The sequence below is a fragment of the Delftia lacustris genome (assembly GCF_040267515.1).
Taxonomy (GTDB): Bacteria; Pseudomonadota; Gammaproteobacteria; order Burkholderiales; family Burkholderiaceae_C; genus Comamonas; species Comamonas tsuruhatensis.
The window spans coordinates 1,117,117-1,136,113 of the sequence record NZ_CP141274.1 but is presented as its reverse complement, the minus strand read 5'-3'; the positions used below and the strand labels follow the sequence as shown (position 1 = coordinate 1,136,113).

Below are 18,997 nucleotides of genomic sequence, written 5' to 3'. Positions count from 1 at the left end.
CCGGCTCCGCCTGCGCTATACGTCCTGCGAAGGCAGCGGCATGGCCTGCTCGATCAGGCTGGCGTGCAGGGCAGCGCCCAGCGGCAGCACCTCGTCGTTGAAGTCATACCGGCTGCTGTGCAGCGGCACCCCGGGCTGGGCGCCCGTGGATTGCCCCAGACGCAGGTAGGCGCCGGGTTTGTGCTGCAGCATGAAGGAAAAATCCTCCGCGCCCATGCTGGGCTCCAGCTGCCGGTCCAGGTTCTCCACGCCCACCAGCGCCTGGGCCACGTCGGCCGCAAAGGCGGCCTCCGTGGGGGAGTTGATGGTGGCGGGATAGATGCGCTCGTAGTTGACCTTGGCCGTCGCACCCAGCCCCAGCGCCACCGCGCTGCACAACTCCTGCAGGCGCTGCTCGACACGGTCCTGCACGGCGGGATCGAAGGTCCGCACGGTTCCCACCAGCGTTGCCGTGCCCGGCATCACGCTGAAGGCGCCCAGGTCCCCGGCCTGCACGGCACACAGGCTGATGACGGCACTGTCGATGGCGCGCACATTGCGCGAGACGATGCTCTGCACCGCCGTGGTGATGTGCGCGGCCGCCAGCACCACGTCCACCGTCTGGTAGGGATGGGCGCCGTGGCCGCCGCGCCCCGTGATCTCGATGGTGATGCGGTCGGCCGCCGCCATCATCGCGCCCATGTTGATGCCCACCGTGCCCGCACGCATGGCAGGCCAGTTGTGCATGGCGTACACGGCCTGCATCGGAAAGCGGTCGAAAAGACCATCGGCAATCATGGCCCGCGCGCCGCCGCGCCCTTCCTCGGCAGGCTGAAAGACCAGCACGGCCGAGCCGTCGAAACGCCGTGTCGCAGCCAGGTAGCGGGCGGCGCCCACCAGCATGGCCGTATGGCCATCATGCCCGCAGCCGTGCATCAGCCCCTGCTTGCCCGATTTCCAGGGAAATTCGTTGTGCTCGACCATGGGCAGTGCATCCATGTCGGCACGCAGGCCTACCATCGCTCCCGAGCTATGCCCCTGGCCACGGATCACGGCCACCAGGCCCGTGGTGCCCAGGCCTTCGTGGATCTCGTCCACGCCGCATTGCCGCAAGGCCTCCTTGACGCGCGCAGCCGTGAAGCGCTCCTCGAACCCCAGCTCAGGATGCGCATGCAGCTCGCGGCGCAGCGCCGTCAGCTCGGGGTGGTACTGAGCGATCTGGGCAAAGACCCGACCGCCTGCCTTGTATCGAGTGGCTTCCATCGCCTTGGTTCTTTCGCTTCATTGGCCTGCGCATTACCTTAACGCAGGAAATCGCGCCCGCCCACCGTCAGCCCTTCGACAGGAAACAAAAAGGCCTCCCGAAGGAGGCCATCCGTTGCGCAAACGCCGCGCGCTCAGAAGCGATGGCGCAGGCCGACGGTGAAGCCCGTGCGCTTGGTGGCGCCATTGGCGTCGAGCATCACGCCCGAGCCGCCACTGGTCTTGGTGTGGTCCAGGGCCACATAGGCATCGGTACGCTTGGAGAAGGCGTAGTCGAGCACCGCCACCAGGAAGTCTGCCTTGCCATTGAAGTTGCCCGTGCCCGAGCCCGACTGCTTGGCATGGTAGTAATGCGCGCCCACATTGATCTGGGGCGTGATCTGGTAGCCGAAGCCCATCTTGTACATCTGGCGCTTGTTGGCGTCGCCGGCCACGAAGCCGCCGTTGGACGAACCCGTCCAGAAGGAGTTGAGGATGGCCTGGTCGAATCCACCGCCTGCGGTTGCCGCCGGGAATGCGTCCTTGCGCTTGTTCAGGCCGTAGCCCAGGTTGACGTACCAGGGACCCACGCGGTAGGAGCCGCCCAGGGTATAGGCATCGACCTTGGTGCCGGCCGGCAGCGTCGTGCCCAGGTAGCCGGCGCCTGCGGAAATGCCGCTTTGCGAGTAGCGCAGATAGCCGCCAGCCGTCTTGATGGCGCCACCGGGCACCACGCCAGTGCCGACCTTGTCGAAGGTGTTGTTCTCGTCGAACGAATACTGCAATGCGCCGCGCACGGGGCCGAACTCGGCCAGGTACTTGACCATGTTGCTGGCGCGCGCGCCCATGGACATGCCGATTTCAGGCTTGTAGGCCTCCATGTACGGCGAATACGGGAAGGAGGCATAGGTGGACGTCACCAGGTCGAACAGCATGTTGAACTGGCGACCCAGGGTGATCTGGCCGAAGCTCTTGCTGCGCAGGCCCACCCAGGATTGCTGGAAGTAGCTTGCCGCAGCCTGCTCGCCGGTGTCGGTGAGGAAACGGGCTTCCAGGTTGGCAATGGCTGCCAGACCGCCGCCCAGGTCCTCGGTGATGTTGATGCCCCAGCGGCTTTGCGACATGCCGCCGCCGATCATCTGGGTCTTGCCGCTCTTGGTCGGGCCTTCATTGGTGGTGTGGCGCACGCCGGCATCGACGATGCCGTACAGCTGTACGCTGCTTTGCTGGGCGAATGCTGCCAAGGGTGCCGTTGCTGCCAACACCGCCAGTGCCACGCTCTTTTTCACGAATGAAGAATTCATTGTGTTGTCTCTCTCTTGTTAACGATTGGTTGGTGGAAATTTCATTCTAGAAACGCTTTTCCCGCCTCGTCACCGTTGGCACAAGTACAACACAGGTCTTTCCCTAGCACAAAACAAAAGAGCCAGTCCGAAGACTGGCTCTTTTTTGCTTCAAATGGCAACTGGCTTACGCCAGCCGTTCATTAGAAAGCGTGGCGGATACCGACTTGCACGCCAGTCTGGCTTTCGCCAGCTTGCACGCCACCAGCGTACACGCCCTTGGCTTGCAGGCCCAGGGTCGAAGCATCCTTGTTCTTCAGGAATGCCAGGTTGCCGTACAGAGAGGTGCGCTTGGACAGGTTGTGCACGTAGCCCAGAGTGATCTGGTGAGCCTTGGAGTCGATGGCCTTCTGGTCGTACAGAGCGTACTGCAGCTTGACTTCGCCCACGCCGCCCACGGGAGCCGAAGCGCCCAGCATGTAGGAGTTGGTCTTGATGTCGCCGCCGATGTCGCGCTTGAACTTGGTCTGTTGCAGCAGGCCGCTCAGCTTGGCAACGCCGAAGTTGTACGAAGCACCCAGGGTGATTTCGTCACGGTCGGTAGCCAGGCCGCCAACGGCAGTCTTTTGCTGGGCAACGCCCAGGCTGGCGCTCAGGGGGCCGTTGTCGTATGCAACGTAACCGCCGATGTAACGGCCGACGCTGTCAGCAGTACCGATGGTTTGCTTTTCGTCGAAAGCGTAGCCAAAGCCGGCGTTGAAACCGCCGAAGTTGGGGGTGTAGTACGAGATCAGGTTGTTAGCGCGGATGCCGTTGTCGTCGGCGCCTTGGCCAGCAGCCCAGTTACGGAAGCCCATGAACTGGCCGATACCGGTGGCGCTGAACAGGTCGTAGGAGGTCAGCTTTTGGAAGGTCGGAACTTGGTCACGGCCCAGGCGCACTTCACCGAAGTTGCCCGACAGGCTCACGGTGGAACGACGCTTGAAGTTGAAGCCGCTGGCGTTGCCATCGTCACCGAAGATTTCGCCTTCCAGCCAGAAGCCAGCCTTCAGACCACCACCCAGGTCTTCCGTGCCGCGCAGGCCCAGACGGCTCGTGGAAGCGCCGCTGGTGCCCAGACCATAACGGCTGTCGCCAGCTGCGTCCTTGTTCACGTAGGCAACGTTGGTGTCCACGATACCGAACAGGGTCACGGAGGATTGAGCCATTGCGGCGCCGGAAGCAGCCAGCACTGCCAGGGCAATCAGAGATTTTTTCATTACGAGTTACTCCAAGGTTTAGAAGGGCGCCGGTCGTGAGGAAGAGAGGCTTGGCCTGAGGCTCCACCGGTTTCCCGCGCCAACCTCCTGGTGGGGAAGTTAGGGCCTATTGCACCAGACCGCCGCTGCCCATGCAAAGAAATTCACCCACAAACGGGCTTGAACCCCCGTTTTTCGTTGCACTGCCGCAACAAACCTGCAGACCAACACAATCAGGCCCAACCCGAACATCGCGCCGGCCTTGTTGCGCTTGCACAAAGAGAGGGCATGTCGTCCTGGTGTACCGTTCAGACCCTGAATTTGCCAAGATTTTCCGCTCTAGGGACCGCCCATGGACAAGATACTGACTGCCGCCGATGCGGCGCTTCGCACCCTGTTTGCACAGCCTTCCGCGGCCGAGCGCTCGCCCGCCACCGGCATCGCGGAAGGTGAGCTGACCGAGGCACAGCGCCGCCTGTCGGGCGCCTTGATGCGCGTCAATCATGTCGGAGAGGTCTGCGCCCAGGCGCTGTACAACGCCCAGGCCATGGTGACGCGCGACATGGTGCTGCGCGAGCATCTGCTGGAGGCAGCCCGCGAGGAAACCGACCATCTGGCATGGACCCGCGACCGCCTCAACGCCCTGGGCGACCGACCCAGCCTGCTGAACCCGCTGTGGTTCGCCGGGGCATTCGCCATCGGCGTGGTGGCCGCCAAGATCAGTGACGCCGCCAGCCTGGGCTTCGTGGTGGAGACCGAGGAGCAGGTTTCCGCCCACCTGGAATCCCATCTGGGCCGTCTGCCCGAGGAGGACCGCCCTTCGCTGGCCGTGGTGGCCCGCATGAAGGACGATGAGGAGCGCCATGCCGCCGCTGCACGCGAAGCCGGCGCGCTGGAGCTGCCGCCGCCCGCCCGCGCCCTGATGCGCCTGGCCGCCAAGGTCATGACGACGACCGCTCACCGCATCTGAGATCCGAAGCTTCCGACACGACGGGAGCTGCATCCAGCCAAAAAAGAAGCGGGCCCGGCCCGCTTTCTTCATTCTTGGCGAGTCCCTGCCGAGGCATGGACCCAAGCCCCCAGACGCATCAGGCCTCGACGATGTCGAACCCCGTGGTGATCTCGGCCGTCTTGCCCAGCATGATGGTGGCCGAGCAGTATTTGTCGTGGCTCATGGCAATGGCCCGCTCCACCGCGCCCGCTGGCAGGCCGGTGCCGCTGACGGTGAACTGCATGTGGATCTTGGTGAACACCTTGGGGTCGGTGTCCGCGCGCTCCGAAGTGAGCTTGACGCTGCAGCCTTTGACCGCGTGCCTGCCGCGCTTGAGGATCAGCACCACGTCGTAGGCCGTGCAGCCGCCTGCGCCTGCCAGCAGCATTTCCATGGGGCGGGGTGCCTGGTTCTGGCCTCCATTGGCAGGATTGGCCGCATCCGGCGCCCCGTCCATATTGACCACATGGCCGCTGCCCGTTTCCGCCACGAAGCCCATGCCCGAGCGCATGCCGGTCGTGCCGCCTGTCCAACTCACTGTGCATTCCATTGTTGCGTCCTCAAAAAACTGTTGCTATTTTGCATCAACTACACAAAAACCCTGATTTTGTTGCAACGCAGCACCTGCCGTGCATACAATGCACCCAAGCGTTATCTGAAGGGTTAACCCGGACACCCCTCCAGATGGACTGCAGATTGTGAACCAACTTCACCCTGCATCGCACCAGTTGTCTCCTCCACCTCCTCTATTGGTGGATTCAGCCCCCGGCTTTACAGCCTGGGGCTTTTTTTTGCCTTCGTCGTCCCTGGCCCAGCCTGGACGCTGCACTGCAGCATGAGTCACAAGCGCCTATGATGGCCGCCTGACACCGACAGGCCGCCTCCCGGCCTGCTGCTCTCCAGCCTTTCGCCGACGATGAACCACCCCCTCACCCCTGCCGACTACCTGACCAAGATCCTTACCGCGCGCGTGTACGACGTGGCCGTGGAGTCGGACCTGGAGCCCGCCAAGGCGCTGAGCCGCCGCCTGCACAACAAGGTGCTGCTCAAGCGCGAGGACCAGCAGCCGGTGTTCAGTTTCAAGCTGCGAGGCGCCTACAACAAGATGGCACACCTGTCCGCCGAGCAGCTGGAAAAAGGCGTGATCTGCGCCTCGGCCGGCAACCATGCGCAAGGCGTGGCGCTGGGCGCACGCAAGCTCGGTTGCCGCGCCGTGATCGTGATGCCCACCACCACGCCGCAGGTCAAGATCGATGCGGTACAGGCGCTGGGCGGCGAGGTGGAACTGGCCGGGGAAAGCTATTCCGACGCCTACAAGCACGCCGTCAAGCTGCAAAAGGAAAAGGGCCTGACCTTTGTGCACCCCTTCGACGATCCCTATGTGATCGCCGGCCAGGGCACGATTGCCATGGAAATGCTGAGCCAGCTGCAAAAGCTGGGCAGCCCGCGCCTGGATGCCGTATTTGTCGCCATCGGCGGCGGCGGCCTGATCTCGGGCGTGGCCAACTACATCAAGGCCGTGCGCCCCGACGTGAAGGTGATCGGCGTGCACACCAAGGATTCGGACGCCATGCTGCAGTCCGTGCGCGCCGGCCACCGCGTGGAGCTGGCCGATGTGGGCCTGTTCGCCGACGGCACGGCCGTCAAGCTGGTGGGCGAGGAGACCTTCCGCATCGCCCAGGGCCTGGTGGACGACTACGTGGTGGTCGATACCGATGCCGTCTGCGCCGCGATCAAGGACATCTTCGTGGACACGCGCTCCATCGTCGAGCCGTCCGGCGCCCTGGCCGTGGCGGCGATCAAGCAGTACGTCGCGAAGAACAAGACCAGGGGCGAGACCTATGCCGCCATCCTGTGCGGCGCCAACATGAACTTCGACCGGCTGCGCTTCGTGGCCGAGCGTGCCGAGGTGGGCGAGGAGCGCGAGGCGCTTTTTGCCGTGACCATCCCCGAGGAACGCGGCAGCTTCAAGCGCTTTTGCGAAGTCGTGGGCAAGCTGCCTGGCGGCCCGCGCAACGTGACCGAGTTCAACTACCGCATCAGCCACGAGAACAAGGCCCATGTCTTCGTGGGCCTGACCACGGCAGCGCGCGGCGAGTCCGAGAAGATCGCCAGGAACTTCGAGAAGCAGGGCTTCGAGGCGCTGGACCTGACCTTCGACGACATGGCCAAGGAGCATCTGCGCCACATGGTCGGCGGCCATTCGCCGCTGGCGCAGGAAGAGCGCCTGCTGCGCTTCGTCTTCCCCGAGCGCCCCGGCGCACTGTTCAAGTTCCTCAGCCTGATGGCGCCGACCTGGAACATCTCGCTGTTCCACTACCGCAACCAGGGTGCGGACTACGGCCGCATCCTGGTCGGCATGCAGGTGCCCGCCAAGGATGGCAAGAAATTCGACGCCTTCCTGAGCAATCTTGGCTACCCCTGGGTCGAGGAAACCGGCAACCCTGCCTACCAGCTCTTCCTGAAGTAAGGCCCGCCTCGGCTGTCCAGACATGCAGCCCATACGCCATTTCCTGCTGGCCCTGCAGTTCTTCAGCCGCATTCCGGTCACCGGGCGGCTTGCGGCCTGGGCCGGCTGGAGTCCGGCAATGCAGCACGCCAGCGTGGCCCATCTGCCGGGCGTGGGCTGGCTGGTCGGCGCCTGGGGCGCGGCGTGGCTGCTGGCCGCAGGCTGGCTGCTGGCACCCAGCCCCTGGATGCCTCTGGTGGCTGCCGTGCTGTCCACCATTGCCACGCTATGGATGACAGGGGGCTTGCACGAGGATGGATTGGCCGATGTGGCCGACGGCCTGGGCGGCTTTGTCCCGCCCCAGCGCGCGCTGGAAATCATGAAGGATTCGCGCCTGGGCGCCTACGGCGCCATGGCGCTGGTGATGGCGCTGATGACCAGGATCTCCCTGGTCGCGCTGCTGATCGGCATTCGCGCGGAATGGGCTGCCTTGCTGCTGTGCAGCATCCATGTGCTGTCGCGCATGGCGCCGCTGGCCCTCATGCAATGCCTTCCCTATGTGGGCCAGGCCACCCACTCCAAGGCCTTGCACGCCGCGGGTCGGCCATTGGCTGCCAGGGGCCTGGTCGCGGCAATCCTCTGGTGCCTGCCCGCCCTGGCGCTGTCGGCGTGGCTGGCGGGCCTGCCGCTCGTCATCGGCCTGGTACTGCCCGGCGCCCTGGTCACGGCCGCCATGGTGCGCTGGCTGCGCCGTCGCCTGGGCGGCATGACGGGCGATTGCCTGGGCGCCGCCCAGCAGGTCTGTGAACTGGCCATGCTGCTGGGCGCCGCCGCTGTGCTGATGCGCATGCAATGAACGCTCTCCCAACGCCGCACCTTTGGCTGGTACGCCATGCCCGCCCCCTGGTGGAGCCCGGCATCTGCTATGGCCGGCTCGACATGGAGGCCGACGCCCAGGCCACGGCCGATGCGGCGCAGGCCCTGCACCTCGCCCTGCCTGCGGATTGCCTGCTGGCGCATTCGCCACTGCGCCGATGCCATCAATTGGCACAGGCCCTGCAGGCACTGCGGCCCGGCCTGGCATCGGCGGCGGACAGCCGCCTGCTGGAGATGGACTTCGGCGAGTGGGAAGGCCAGCCATGGGATGCGCTGGACCGCAGCGCCATCGATGCCTGGGCGGCAGACCTTGCCGGGCACGCGCCGAGCCGGGGAGAGTCCCTGGCCGCCATGCTGCGCAGGGTGGACGAGGCCTTGCAGCAGGCAAGGATGTACTCGAAGGACGACGGCGCCGGGCGCGACATCGTCTGGATCACCCATGCCGGCGTGGCGCGCTGCGTGCAATGGCTGCTGCGTGAAGGCAACGCACTGCCTCAGGCGGCCCAGTGGACGCTGCCGGCGCCTGACTTTGGCGGCTGGCTGGTATTGGAGCTGCAGCCGCAACTGCAGCCGCCGCACTGACCGGACTCAGCGCTTGTCGGGCAGGGACAGCTGCAGCGTGATGGAAGCGGGGCCATCGACGCTGGGGCCCAGGCGCGCCTCGCGGCCCGAAACCGACTGCAGCACCACGCCCTCTTCCACGGCACGCCCCACGCGAAACGGCTTGGCCGGCTGGTTGCCCACGGCGATGACCGCCGCGCCGCCGCCGCTGTCGCGACCGGCCAGCACACCCACCAGCGCATAGCGCGAGACCAAAGGCGCCGCGACCGGCACAGCAACACCCTGAGCAGCGGCCACGCCCCCCAGGGCCTGCGCCAGCGCGGGTGCATCAACCTGCAGTGCCTCGGGGGGAGCCGGTGGCACGGGCGCCCCCGCGCCGCCATTGCCCAGGCGCATGGCCCAGAAAGCCACGATGCCGGCCGCCAGCAGCCAGAGCACGAATGTGGCCGCCTTGACGTGCCAGGTCCGGGCCTGGCCCCGGTTCAATGAAAGTGTCACCATCGCGCGATTATGATGGAGCGATATGTCCAATTTGCTGCACCGTTCCATGACCAGCCTTCCCCGCCGTCCGCTGCCTGCCCTGCGCACCGCCGTCCAGCGCGGCTTCACGCTGATCGAGCTGATGGTGGTCCTGGTCATCATCGGCGTGCTGGCGGCCCTGATCGTGCCCAACGTGCTGGACCGCGCCGACGATGCCCGCGTCACGGCTGCACGCACCGACATCACCAACATCTCCCAGGCGCTCAAGCTCTACCGCCTCGACAACCAGCGCTATCCCACGGCCGAGCAGGGCCTGCAGGCGCTGATCATCCGTCCCACGAGCGGACCGCTGCCCAACAACTGGAAGCCCTATCTGGAAAAGCTGCCCAATGATCCCTGGGGCCGTCCGTACCAGTACCTGAATCCGGGCATCAAGGGCCCCATCGACATCATGTCCTTCGGTGCCGACGGCCAGGCCGGCGGAGAGGGCAAGGATGCCGACATCGGCAGCTGGCAGTAAGTCGATGGCCCGGGCGATGGCCCGCAAGCGCCGCGCTGCACCGCACCACAGGCCCGCACTCCCGGCGGGCCTGCCTGCTCTCATGCCCCGCCAGACGGTTGCGCCCACCCTGACCATTCCTTCGCGCGGCTTCACCCTGCTGGAACTGCTGGTGGTCATCAGCATCATGGCGATTGCCGCTGCCGGCGCAAGCCTGTCTCTGCGCGACAGCGGGCAGGCCCAGCTGGAACGCGAAGCCGAGCGCCTGGCCGCACTGCTGGAATCGGCCCGCGCACAGGCACGAGCCAACGGCGTGCCCGTGCGCTGGCGGCCCATGCCGCAGGGCTTTCGCTTCGAGGGCCTGCCGGCCAGCGCGCAATTGCCTTCGCAATGGCTGCAGTCCGGGGTGCAGGCACAGCCGGCGACGCCGCTGATCCTCGGCCCCGAGCCACTGATTCCTCCCCAGTCCGTCACGCTGACGCTGCGCGACTCCAACAGCCCGCCGCTGCGCGTGGCCACGGATGGACTGCGGCCCTTTGCCGTGCAATCCCTGCCATGACAGGCATCCACGGACCACGCCGCAGGCACGGCGCGCCAAGGCGCCTGCCGCACGGCTTCACGCTGATCGAGGTCCTGGTGGCCCTGGGCATCGTGGGCATTGCCCTGATGGCAGGCCTGCAGGCCACATCGGCCCTGACTCGCAATGCCGAGCGCCAGTCCGAGGTGCTGCTGGCCCAGCTGTGCGCGCAAAACGAACTGGTGCGCCTGCGCCTGTCGCGCCAGATGCCGCCCGTGGGCGACAACAGCTTCACTTGCGAGCAGGGCAGCCGGCAGCTGCAGGTCCAGCTCAGCGTGCGCCCCACGCCCAACCCCAGCTTCCGCCGCGTGGATGCCCTGGTCGTCACGGCCGAGCATCCGGTGCTGCGGGTATCGACCATCGTGGGCCGCTTCTAGATGCGTTTGCGCCCTTTCTCCCGCGCGCAAGGCTTCACCCTGGTGGAGCTGATGGTGGCCATCGCCGTCATGGCCCTGCTGGCCCTGGTGAGCTGGCGCGGACTGGACAGCATGGTGCGCTCGCAGGAGACCATTCGCGCGCGCAACGAGCAGCAGATCGTGCTGCAGACCGTGATCGCCCAGTGGAATGCCGACCTCGAAGCCCTGATGCCGCTGGAGCACGCCCAGGTCATCGACTGGGATGGCCAGGTGCTGCGCATGACCCGCAAGAGCAGTGCCGCCGTGGACGATGGCGCCGTGGTCGTGGCCTGGGCCCGCCGCCAGACAGCCGGACGCGACCAGTGGCTGCGCTGGCAGTCGCCACCGCTGCGCACGCGCGCCCAGTGGCGCGAGGCCTGGAACCAGGGGGCGCAATGGGGACGCAATCCTTCGGACGACCAGCGCCGCCGCGAAACCGTGCTGCTGCCCCTGGACCAGTGGCGCCTGTACTACTACCGTGACAACGCCTGGAGCAACCCGCAGTCCAGCGGCTCGGACAACGGCACGGGCACGCCCAATCCACCATCCGGCGGAACCAACAGCAGCGCACAGCTGCCCGCGATTCCTGACGGCATACGCGTCGAACTGACCCTGCCGCCCGACAGCGCCGTCCCCGGCCGCGTCACCATGGACTGGGTCAACCCCCTGCGATCCAACAGCCGATCATGATGCGCGCACCCCGCACCCTGCCCGTCCGCCGCCGCCATCGCGGCGTGGCCCTGCTGGCCGCCATGCTCACGGTCACGCTGGTCGCCACCTTTGCTGCCACCGCACTGTGGCAGCAGTGGCGCAGCGTGGAGGTCGAGACCGCCGAGCGCAACCGCATGCAGGCCGCCTGGATTTTGCTGGGTGCGCTGGACTGGTCGCGCGTGGTGCTGGCTGAGGATGCGCGCAACAGCCTGCAGGTGGACCACCTGGCCGAACCCTGGGCCGTGCCGCTGCAGGAGGCGCGCCTGTCCACGTTTCTTGCGGCGCAGAACAACGTCAGCCAGGTCGATGACGGCATGGCCGACATGCAGGACGCCTTTCTCTCGGGCCAGATCATCGACCTGCAGTCGCGCCTGAACCTGCGCAACCTGCTGGGCGCGCCCGACAAGCCCGAAACCCTGCGCCCGCTGGCACGCCTGCTGGAACGCCTGAACCTGCCCCCTGCCTATGCCGCCCAGATCGTCCAGGCCCTGCGCGCAGCGGCCACCGCCGGCGAGGGCGCGCAGTTCCTGATGCCGCGCACGCTGAGCCAGTTCGGCTGGCTGGGATTGCCGCCCGAGGTCGTCTCGCGCCTGGAGCCCTACATCACCCTGCTGCCCGAGAACACGCCCGTCAACCTCAACACCGCCAGCGCCGAAGTCATCTGGGCCAGCGTGGAGGACCTGACCTGGTCCCAAGCCAGCCAGCTGGTGCAGCTGCGCGCATCGCGCCCGCTGCGCAGCCTGGCCGATGCCTCCAACGCGCTGGGCCTGCCTCAGAAATTCGAGGGACAGAACCTGTCGGTCGCCACCAGCTTCTTCGAGGCGCGTGGCCGCATGCGCCTGGGCGAGATCGTGGCCAGCGAACGCTCCATGTTGCGGCGCAACAACATGACAGTCACTACCATCTGGCGCGAGAGGGGGGACTGGGGATTGCCCGAAGCTCCCGCGCCGTGACAGATGCCTGTCACACTCGGCCCCTACAATGCCCGCTTCCGTCCATGAGCACCTTGATTCTTCATCTGCCTGCGGGCCCCGCTGGCGAATACGCCTACGCACTCAGCAGCGACGGCCTGCGCGCCGACCGGCATGGCCACGCCGCAGCAGGCCTGCTGCCCGATCCTGGCCGCACCGGCCAGACGGTTGCCGTGGTGCCGCACCAGGCCTTGTCCTGGCATCTGGTCAGCCTCCCCCATGGCGTGCCTACGGGGAGCCGGCGTGGACATGTGCGCCTGCGTGCCGTGCTCGACGGGCTGCTGGAAGAGCGCCTGCTCGACGACCCCTCCCAACTGCATCTGGCGCTGCAGCCTCAGGCACGCGCGGGCGAGCCCTGCTGGGTTGCTGCCTGCGACAAGGCCTGGCTCCATGCCCATCTGCAGGCCCTGGAGACCGCAGGCCGGCCCGTGGGCCGCATCGTGCCCGAATGCCCGCCCCAGTCCACGCCCCAGCTGTGGGCCGTGGGCACGCCTGAATCGGCTTGGCTGCTGGCCACCGGCCTGAGCACGGCCCCGCAAGGCATGGACTCGCTGGCCTGCCTGCCGCTGCGCACCGACAGTGCCGACCCCGCCATGCTGGCCGCCCTGCTGCAGGCCCTGCCCCCCGACACCCCGATCCAGGCGGACCCGGCGCTGGCCCGCGCCGCCGAGGCCCTGCAGCGCCCCGTCAGCCTGCTGACGGACGCCCAGCGCGGCCTGGCGGCCCGCGCACAAAACTGGGACCTGGCCCAGTTCGACCTCGACCTGGGCGGCGGCAGCCGCACCCGCCGGCGCATGCTCGACGGCTGGCAGAGCTTTCTGCGCGGGCCGCAATGGAAGGCCGCGCGCTGGGGTGCCGCGCTCGCACTGCTGGCCCAGGTGGTGGGCCTCAATGCCTGGGCCTGGACCGAAAACCGAGCCATCGCGGCCAAGCAGGTCCAGGTGCGCTCCACGCTGGCCACCAGCTTTCCGCGCGTTCCCGTCATCGTCGATGCGCCCGTTCAAATGCAGCGCGAAGTCGCCACGCTGCGCCAGAGCGCCGGCGCGCTGACGCAGGGCGACCTGGAACCCCTGCTGGCCGCCGCATCCCGGGCCCTGCCTGCCGGCCAGTTGCCGCAGGCCATGGACTACCAGGACCGTCAGCTGCGCCTCAAGGGCGTCTCGCTGGAGGCCGAGGCACTGGAGCAGGCACAACAACATCTGGCCGGCAGCGGCCTGCGACTGCAGCGCGACGGTGCCGACCTGCTGCTTGCCCAGGAGGCCCGGCCATGAACATGCGCGCATCCCGCCAAAGCCTGGCCCCACTGCGCGCGCGCTGGAATGCCCTGGCGCCGCGTGAACAGAACATGACGCTGCTGGCCGGTGGCGTGGTGGCACTGGCCCTGCTGTGGTGGCTGGCCCTGGCCCCCGCCCTGCACAGCCTGCGCACCGCGCCCGAACGCCATGCCCAGGCAGACCGCCAGTTGCGCCAGATGCAGCTGCTGCAGGCCGAGGCCGAGCAGCTGCGCGGCAACGCACGCCCCGTGGTCGGCGATGCGAAGGCGCTGCTGCAAAGCTCGCTGTCCGCCGAACTGGGCGCCTCCGCCCAATTGAACTGGATGGGCGACCGCGCACAGATCACGCTCAAGGCCGCGCCCGCCGCCGCGCTGGCGCGCTGGCTGGCCCAGGTCCGCAGCAACACGCACGCCGTTCCCGCCGAGATGAAGCTGGCCCGCAGTGCATCTGCAAGCGCCGCAGGCGCTGCCGATGCCGTGCGCTGGGATGGCAGCCTGGTGCTGGACCTGCCTGTCGATCCGTCGCGGGCACCTTGAGCATGCGCCGCCAGCCCCGCTCCCAGCCTGTCCTGCGCTCACCGCGCGGGTGGGCGCTGGCAGGCGCCCTGTGCGGCCTGGTGGCCACCACCGTCGTCTGGGCACCCGCCGCCTGGCTGGCACGCGGCGTGGATTCCGCCACACAGGGCCAGGTACTGCTGCTGCAACCGCGCGGCACGCTGTGGAACGGCTCGGCCTCCCTGGCCTTCACCGGAGGCGCCGGCAGCCGCGACCGCACGGCCCTGCCCACGCGGCTGGAATGGACGCTGCGCCCGCGCCTGGACGGTGCCCGCATTCAGCTGCGCAGCGAATGCTGCACACCCACGCCCGTGGTGCTGGACCTGCTGCCGCGCTGGCAGGGCCTGAGCGCCGTGGTGCACGACAGCGACACGCGCTGGCCTGCCTCCCTGCTGTCCGGCCTGGGCACGCCCTGGAACACGGTGGACCTGCAAGGCCAGCTGCGGCTGGCCACGCAGGCCCTGCAACTGCAATTGCTGTGGCAATCGGGGCGCTGGCGCAGCGACGGCAGCACGCGGCTGGAGGCGCTGGCCGTATCCTCGCGGCTGTCCCCTCTGCGCCCGCTGGGCAGCTACCGGCTCGACATCCTCGGGGGCGACAGTCCGCAGCTGCAGCTCAGCACCCTGACCGGCGACCTGCGCCTGAGCGGCCAGGGCCAATGGGTAGGCCAGCGGCTGCACTTCCAGGGCGAGGCCTCGGCCAGCCCCGAGCGCGAAACCGCGCTGTCCAACTTGCTCAACATTCTGGGACGGCGCCAGGGGCCCCGGTCCATCATTTCCTTTGGTTGATCCATGACTCAGCAGCACACGACCCCGTTCTGGCGCAACACCCTGCACACGCTGGCCGTCAGCGCCATGCTGGCCTGCACCGCTGGCACCGCCCAGGCCCAGCAGACCAATGCACCGGCCGGCGCCACGCCCAGCCTGCGTCCGGGCGAGCCTGTGACGCTGAATTTCTCGGGCGCCGACATCGAGGCCGTCTCGCGCGCCATCGGCGCCATCACCAACCGCAACGTGGTGGTCGACCCCCGCGTCAAGGGCCAGATCACGCTGCTGACCGACAGGCCCGTGCCGCCTGCCACCGCCTACCAGCAGTTCCTGGCCGCGCTGCGCCTGCAGGGCTTCACCATTGTCGAATCGGCCGGCCTGTACAAGGTCATCCCCGAGGCCGACGCCAAGCTGCAGGCCAGCGAGGTGGCCGTGGGCGCGGGCCGCAGCAGCACCGGCAGCCAGATCGTCACCCAGATCTTCAAGCTCAACTACGAGAACGCGGCCAACCTGGTGCCCGTGCTGCGCCCGTTGATCAGCCCCAACAACACCATCAACGTCAACCCGGGCAACAACTCGCTGGTCATCACCGACTACGCAGACAACCTGCAGCGCATCTCGCGCATCGTGGCGACCATGGATGTGTCCAACGCCACCGATGTCGAAATCATCCCGCTGCGCCATGCCGTGGCCACCGACATGGTGGCCCTGGTCTCGCGCCTGATCGAAGGCGGCACGGCCAGCCCCGGCGGCCTCACCGTGACCGCCGGCGGCGCCAACATTCCGGGCCAGAGCGACAACGCCTTCAAGACCTCGCTGATGGCCGAGCCGCGCAGCAACTCCATCGTGCTGCGCGCGGCCAACCCCGCACGCCTGGCCCAGGTGCGCTCGCTGATCGCGCGGCTGGACCAGCCCGCCATGAACGGCGGCGGCGACCAGGGCAACATCCATGTGGTCTATCTGAAGAACGCCGACGCCGTGGCGCTGGCAGCCACCTTGCGCGCGGCCATAGGCGCCCAGGCCACGGCTGCGGGCACGGCCAGCGGCCAGCCCGGTGCGGGCGGCACCACGCCGCAGGGCGGCGGTATGTCCTCCATCCCCACCTCGCAGCCCGTGGTCTCGCGCGACTCCAGCGGCACGGCATCCATGGGCATGGGCTCGTCCTCGGGCCTGGGCAGCGGCGGCGGGGGCGGCGCGCTGGGCGTGGCCCAGCAACCCTCCACGGGCGGCATGATCCAGGCCGATCCGTCCACCAACTCGCTGATCATCACGGCCCCGCCGCCCGTCTATCGCCAACTGCGCGCCGTGATCGACAAGCTCGACGGCCGCCGCGCCCAGGTGCTGATCGAAAGCCTGATCGTCGAAATCAAGGACAACCGGCTGGCCCAGTTCGGCATCCAGTGGCAGGCCATGCTCAGCAACAACGGCCGCGTGATCGGCACCCTGGGCACGAACTCCAACGTGGCGGGCGCCAACATCCTGAACCTGCTCGGCCTGGTCAAGGATGGAGGCCTCGACGGCAGCGCCATCACGGGCGACACGCTGACCAGCCTGAGGGGCACCAACCTCGGCTTCACGCAGCGCGTCAACGGCAAGGACACTCTGGGCTTTCTGGCCAACTTCCTGCAAAACAGCGGTGACGCCAACATCCTGTCCACGCCCAACCTGATGACGCTGGACAACGAGGAGGCGCGCATCATCGTGGGCCAGAACGTGCCCATGGTCACGGGCTCCTACGCCAGCAACTCCACGGGCGGCACGGTCAACCCGTTCACCACGGTGGAGCGCAAGGACGTGGGCCTGATGCTGCGCGTGCGCCCGCAGATCAACGAGAACGGCACGGTGAAGCTGGCCGTGTTCCAGGAGGTCTCCTCGGTGGACGAGTCCACGCGCAAGGACACCAACGGCCTGACCACCAACAAGCGCTCCATCGAGTCCAACGTGCTGGTCGAGGACGGCAACATCGTCGTGCTCGGCGGCCTGATCGACGACAACTACTCCCAGGCCGAGGACCGGGTGCCTCTGCTGGGCGACATTCCCGTCGTGGGCAACCTGTTCCGCAACACCAACCGCAAGCGCAACAAGACCAACCTGATGGTCTTCCTGCGCCCCGTGGTGATGCGCGATGCGACTGCGACCAACCAGGTCTCTTCCGAGCGCTACGAAGCCATCCGCGCGCAGCAACAGAGCCTGCAGCCCGAGCCCAGCGCCCTGCTGCGCTCGGTCAATGCCGCGCCCGTGCTGCCCACGCTGACGCCGCAGCCGGACCCCGGCTCGTTCACCAACCCGGCCGCCATCGTCAACGTGCCGGGCGCCAGGCCCGAGCTGATCGACTTCACCCAGCCGCAGCCCGCCGCGCCCGCCCCCGTGCCGGCCGCTCCCGGCGCGCTCTGAGGCAGGAAGGCCCCATGCGCTACCCCCTGCCCTATGCGTTTGCGCGCACCAGCCAGCTGCTGATCGAGGACGACGGCCACGAGCCCCTGCTCTGGCACGGCCCCTCGCCGGACTGGCAGGCCCTGTCCGAAGTCCAGCGCAGGCATGCGGTGCAGCGCTGGCAGATGCTGGACGCGGGCACGCTGGCCCACCGCATCAGCGCCGCCTACTCGCAGGGCGAGTCCAGCGCGGCCCTGGTGGTCAGCGAGGTCGAGTCCGACGCCGACCTCTCGCGCATGATGCAGGAGCTGCCTGCGGTCGAGGACCTGCTGGAGACGGCCGACGACGCGCCCATCATCCGCATGCTCAACGCCCTGCTCACGCAGGCCGCGCGCGACGGTGCCAGCGACATCCACATCGAGCCCTACGAGCGCCATTCCAGCGTGCGCTTTCGCGTGGACGGCGACCTGCGCGAAGTCGTGCAGCCCAACCGCGCACTGCATGCAGCGCTGATCTCGCGACTGAAGATCATGGCCGACCTGGACATCGCCGAAAAGCGCCTGCCCCAGGACGGCCGCATCAGCCTGCGCCTGGGCACGCGCGCCATCGACGTGCGCGTCTCCACCCTGCCCAGCGCCCACGGCGAGCGCGCCGTGCTGCGCCTGCTGGACAAGAGCGAGAGCAAGCTCAGCCTGGAGGCCGTGGGCATGCAGGGCGAGACGCTGAGGCGATTCACCCACCTGACGGCCCAGCCGCACGGCATCGTGCTGGTCACCGGCCCCACGGGCTCGGGCAAGACCACCACGCTGTATGCGGCACTGTCGCGCATGGACGCCAGCCACAGCAACATCATGACGGTGGAGGACCCCATCGAGTACGAGCTGGCCGGCGTGGGGCAGACCCAGGTCAACGCCAAGATCGACCTGACCTTCGCCAAGGCCCTGCGCGCCATCCTGCGCCAGGACCCGGATGTGATCATGATCGGCGAAATCCGCGACTTCGAGACCGCGCAGATCGCCATCCAGGCCTCGCTGACCGGCCACCTGGTGCTGGCCACGCTGCACACCAACGATGCCTCCAGCGCCGTCACGCGCCTGATCGACATGGGGGTGGAACCCTTCCTGCTGTCGTCCTCCCTGCTGGGTGTGCTGGCCCAGCGCCTGGTGCGCAAGATCGACACCACCGAGCCCAGCGGCTACCGGGGGCGCACCGGCATCTTCGAGATGCTGGTGGTGGACGACACCATCCGCGCGCAGATCCACCGCCAGGCCAGCGAGGCCGAGATCCGCGACACCGCGCTGGCCGCGGGCATGCGCCTGATGCGCGACGACGGCGAGCGCCTGGTGCGCGAGGGCATCACCACGCCCGAGGAAGTGCTGCGCGTCACGCGCGACTAGGCGCAGGCGGCCACGCCCGACCCTGCGCAGCACGGGGCATCCCTGTTTGCCACAATGGTCGGCATGTTGGAATCCCTACGCGCCTGGAGCGCTCCCTATGGCGGCGACCTGTTCCTGTGGGTCGCCACGCTGAGCCTGATCAGCTACATCGCCCTGTGGTGGTTCAAGTCCCGGCTGTCCACCAGCCAGCTGCGCCGCGTCATCCGCCTGTCGGCGCTGGTGGCGCTGCCGCTGTCCTGGCTGGCCATCCAGCAGGGCGAGAACCATCTGGCGGCAGCCATCCTCCCCCTGGTCTGGTGCGTGGTGCTGGGCATCACCTGCGCGCGGGAAATGTCCAGAAGAAACTGAGTGCGCGAACGCGCACCAGGAATGCCCTGGCG

At 67.7% G+C, this 18,997-nt stretch carries 20 protein-coding genes; 15 read left to right on the top strand and 5 right to left on the bottom strand.

Going from position 1 to position 18,997, the window contains the following annotated elements:
- Positions 1–15: 15 nt before the first annotated feature.
- The 3 genes from U6958_RS06645 to U6958_RS06635 form a co-directional block, all read right to left on the bottom strand.
- Positions 16–1,242: a M20 aminoacylase family protein gene (locus U6958_RS06645; RefSeq protein WP_016448720.1), complete on the bottom strand. Its 1,227-nt coding sequence runs from the start codon at positions 1,240–1,242 to the stop codon at positions 16–18.
- A 134-nt stretch (positions 1,243–1,376) separates the two neighbouring features.
- A complete protein-coding gene (locus U6958_RS06640; RefSeq protein WP_074921539.1) occupies positions 1,377–2,525 on the bottom strand; it encodes a porin in 1,149 nt (382 codons plus the stop codon).
- A 182-nt stretch (positions 2,526–2,707) separates the two neighbouring features.
- Positions 2,708–3,763 (bottom strand): porin, encoded by a 1,056-nt coding sequence (locus U6958_RS06635; protein WP_016448722.1) that lies wholly within the window; start codon positions 3,761–3,763, stop codon positions 2,708–2,710.
- A gap of 331 nt (positions 3,764–4,094) precedes the next feature.
- On the opposite strand from U6958_RS06635, the gene coq7 reads away from it, so the two are divergent.
- Entirely contained in the window at positions 4,095–4,712 is a 618-nt protein-coding gene (gene coq7 / locus U6958_RS06630) for a 2-polyprenyl-3-methyl-6-methoxy-1,4-benzoquinone monooxygenase (RefSeq protein ID WP_016448723.1), read from the top strand.
- Positions 4,713–4,830: 118 nt separating this feature from the next.
- On the opposite strand, the gene U6958_RS06625 is transcribed toward coq7, so the two are convergent.
- Positions 4,831–5,283 (bottom strand): OsmC family protein, encoded by a 453-nt coding sequence (locus U6958_RS06625; RefSeq protein ID WP_016448724.1) that lies wholly within the window; start codon positions 5,281–5,283, stop codon positions 4,831–4,833.
- A gap of 366 nt (positions 5,284–5,649) precedes the next feature.
- On the opposite strand from U6958_RS06625, the gene ilvA reads away from it, so the two are divergent.
- From ilvA to U6958_RS06610, 3 genes are read left to right on the top strand one after another with little or no spacing between them, the layout of a single operon-like run.
- Positions 5,650–7,203 carry a threonine ammonia-lyase, biosynthetic gene (gene ilvA, locus U6958_RS06620; protein WP_047218865.1) on the top strand — a complete coding sequence of 518 codons (1,554 nt, stop codon included), beginning with the start codon at positions 5,650–5,652 and terminating at the stop codon, positions 7,201–7,203.
- A gap of 22 nt (positions 7,204–7,225) precedes the next feature.
- On the top strand, positions 7,226–8,038 hold the full coding sequence (locus U6958_RS06615) for an adenosylcobinamide-GDP ribazoletransferase (RefSeq protein WP_046240740.1): 813 nt from the start codon (positions 7,226–7,228) through the stop codon (positions 8,036–8,038).
- A complete protein-coding gene (locus U6958_RS06610; protein ID WP_074921540.1) occupies positions 8,035–8,640 on the top strand; it encodes a histidine phosphatase family protein in 606 nt (201 codons plus the stop codon). Before U6958_RS06615 ends, U6958_RS06610 begins: the two co-directional genes overlap by 4 nt.
- Before the next feature lie 6 nt (positions 8,641–8,646).
- Here the strand turns inward: U6958_RS06610 and U6958_RS06605 are convergent, their stop codons facing one another.
- The gene (locus U6958_RS06605) at positions 8,647–9,120 is read right to left on the bottom strand and encodes a type II secretion system protein N (protein ID WP_074921541.1); all 474 of its coding nucleotides are present in this window, start codon (positions 9,118–9,120) and stop codon (positions 8,647–8,649) included.
- A 22-nt stretch (positions 9,121–9,142) separates the two neighbouring features.
- Here U6958_RS06605 and gspG point away from each other — a divergent pair, with 22 nt between their 5' ends.
- The 11 genes from gspG to U6958_RS06550 all read left to right on the top strand — a co-directional run bounded on the left by gspG (position 9,143) and on the right by U6958_RS06550 (position 18,965).
- On the top strand, positions 9,143–9,619 hold the full coding sequence (gene gspG, locus U6958_RS06600; RefSeq protein WP_016448729.1) for a type II secretion system major pseudopilin GspG: 477 nt from the start codon (positions 9,143–9,145) through the stop codon (positions 9,617–9,619).
- 82 nt (positions 9,620–9,701) lie between these two features.
- Positions 9,702–10,157 (top strand): GspH/FimT family pseudopilin, encoded by a 456-nt coding sequence (locus U6958_RS06595; RefSeq protein WP_047326421.1) that lies wholly within the window; start codon positions 9,702–9,704, stop codon positions 10,155–10,157.
- Positions 10,154–10,552, top strand: coding sequence for a type II secretion system minor pseudopilin GspI (gspI, locus tag U6958_RS06590; RefSeq protein ID WP_016448731.1), 399 nt, complete (start codon positions 10,154–10,156; stop codon positions 10,550–10,552). Before U6958_RS06595 ends, gspI begins: the two co-directional genes overlap by 4 nt.
- Positions 10,553–11,260 (top strand): prepilin-type N-terminal cleavage/methylation domain-containing protein, encoded by a 708-nt coding sequence (locus U6958_RS06585; protein WP_043790035.1) that lies wholly within the window; start codon positions 10,553–10,555, stop codon positions 11,258–11,260.
- Positions 11,257–12,234, top strand: coding sequence for a type II secretion system minor pseudopilin GspK (gene gspK, locus U6958_RS06580; protein ID WP_074921542.1), 978 nt, complete (start codon positions 11,257–11,259; stop codon positions 12,232–12,234). The genes U6958_RS06585 and gspK overlap by 4 nt, the downstream gene beginning before the upstream one ends.
- A 44-nt stretch (positions 12,235–12,278) precedes the next feature.
- Positions 12,279–13,523: a type II secretion system protein GspL gene (gspL, locus tag U6958_RS06575; RefSeq protein ID WP_074921543.1), complete on the top strand. Its 1,245-nt coding sequence runs from the start codon at positions 12,279–12,281 to the stop codon at positions 13,521–13,523.
- Entirely contained in the window at positions 13,520–14,062 is a 543-nt protein-coding gene (gene gspM / locus U6958_RS06570; protein WP_034364462.1) for a type II secretion system protein GspM, read from the top strand. The genes gspL and gspM overlap by 4 nt, the downstream gene beginning before the upstream one ends.
- Positions 14,063–14,064: 2 nt before the next feature.
- Complete coding sequence (gene gspN / locus U6958_RS06565) at positions 14,065–14,868, top strand: type II secretion system protein N (protein WP_016450868.1); 804 nt, start codon at positions 14,065–14,067, stop codon at positions 14,866–14,868.
- A 3-nt stretch (positions 14,869–14,871) separates the two neighbouring features.
- Positions 14,872–17,241: a type II secretion system secretin GspD gene (gene gspD / locus U6958_RS06560; protein ID WP_074921544.1), complete on the top strand. Its 2,370-nt coding sequence runs from the start codon at positions 14,872–14,874 to the stop codon at positions 17,239–17,241.
- Positions 17,242–17,255: 14 nt separating this feature from the next.
- A complete protein-coding gene (locus U6958_RS06555) occupies positions 17,256–18,617 on the top strand; it encodes a GspE/PulE family protein (protein WP_016448738.1) in 1,362 nt (453 codons plus the stop codon).
- 63 nt (positions 18,618–18,680) lie between these two features.
- Positions 18,681–18,965 (top strand): hypothetical protein, encoded by a 285-nt coding sequence (locus tag U6958_RS06550; RefSeq protein WP_223275171.1) that lies wholly within the window; start codon positions 18,681–18,683, stop codon positions 18,963–18,965.
- Positions 18,966–18,997 lie beyond the last annotated feature (32 nt).

Excerpts from the sequence above, each read along its gene's own strand:
- U6958_RS06645 (WP_016448720.1), bottom strand. The coding sequence starts at position 1,242 with ATGGAAGCCACTCGATACAAGGCAGGCGGTCGGGTCTTTGCCCAGATC.
- U6958_RS06640 (WP_074921539.1), bottom strand. The coding sequence starts at position 2,525 with ATGAATTCTTCATTCGTGAAAAAGAGCGTGGCACTGGCGGTGTTGGCA.
- U6958_RS06635 (WP_016448722.1), bottom strand. The coding sequence starts at position 3,763 with ATGAAAAAATCTCTGATTGCCCTGGCAGTGCTGGCTGCTTCCGGCGCC.
- coq7 (WP_016448723.1), top strand. The coding sequence starts at position 4,095 with ATGGACAAGATACTGACTGCCGCCGATGCGGCGCTTCGCACCCTGTTT.
- U6958_RS06625 (WP_016448724.1), bottom strand. The coding sequence starts at position 5,283 with ATGGAATGCACAGTGAGTTGGACAGGCGGCACGACCGGCATGCGCTCG.
- ilvA (WP_047218865.1), top strand. The coding sequence starts at position 5,650 with ATGAACCACCCCCTCACCCCTGCCGACTACCTGACCAAGATCCTTACC.
- U6958_RS06615 (WP_046240740.1), top strand. The coding sequence starts at position 7,226 with ATGCAGCCCATACGCCATTTCCTGCTGGCCCTGCAGTTCTTCAGCCGC.
- U6958_RS06610 (WP_074921540.1), top strand. The coding sequence starts at position 8,035 with ATGAACGCTCTCCCAACGCCGCACCTTTGGCTGGTACGCCATGCCCGC.
- U6958_RS06605 (WP_074921541.1), bottom strand. The coding sequence starts at position 9,120 with ATGGTGACACTTTCATTGAACCGGGGCCAGGCCCGGACCTGGCACGTC.
- gspG (WP_016448729.1), top strand. The coding sequence starts at position 9,143 with ATGTCCAATTTGCTGCACCGTTCCATGACCAGCCTTCCCCGCCGTCCG.
- U6958_RS06595 (WP_047326421.1), top strand. The coding sequence starts at position 9,702 with ATGCCCCGCCAGACGGTTGCGCCCACCCTGACCATTCCTTCGCGCGGC.
- gspI (WP_016448731.1), top strand. The coding sequence starts at position 10,154 with ATGACAGGCATCCACGGACCACGCCGCAGGCACGGCGCGCCAAGGCGC.
- U6958_RS06585 (WP_043790035.1), top strand. The coding sequence starts at position 10,553 with ATGCGTTTGCGCCCTTTCTCCCGCGCGCAAGGCTTCACCCTGGTGGAG.
- gspK (WP_074921542.1), top strand. The coding sequence starts at position 11,257 with ATGATGCGCGCACCCCGCACCCTGCCCGTCCGCCGCCGCCATCGCGGC.
- gspL (WP_074921543.1), top strand. The coding sequence starts at position 12,279 with ATGAGCACCTTGATTCTTCATCTGCCTGCGGGCCCCGCTGGCGAATAC.
- gspM (WP_034364462.1), top strand. The coding sequence starts at position 13,520 with ATGAACATGCGCGCATCCCGCCAAAGCCTGGCCCCACTGCGCGCGCGC.
- gspN (WP_016450868.1), top strand. The coding sequence starts at position 14,065 with ATGCGCCGCCAGCCCCGCTCCCAGCCTGTCCTGCGCTCACCGCGCGGG.
- gspD (WP_074921544.1), top strand. The coding sequence starts at position 14,872 with ATGACTCAGCAGCACACGACCCCGTTCTGGCGCAACACCCTGCACACG.
- U6958_RS06555 (WP_016448738.1), top strand. The coding sequence starts at position 17,256 with ATGCGCTACCCCCTGCCCTATGCGTTTGCGCGCACCAGCCAGCTGCTG.
- U6958_RS06550 (WP_223275171.1), top strand. The coding sequence starts at position 18,681 with ATGTTGGAATCCCTACGCGCCTGGAGCGCTCCCTATGGCGGCGACCTG.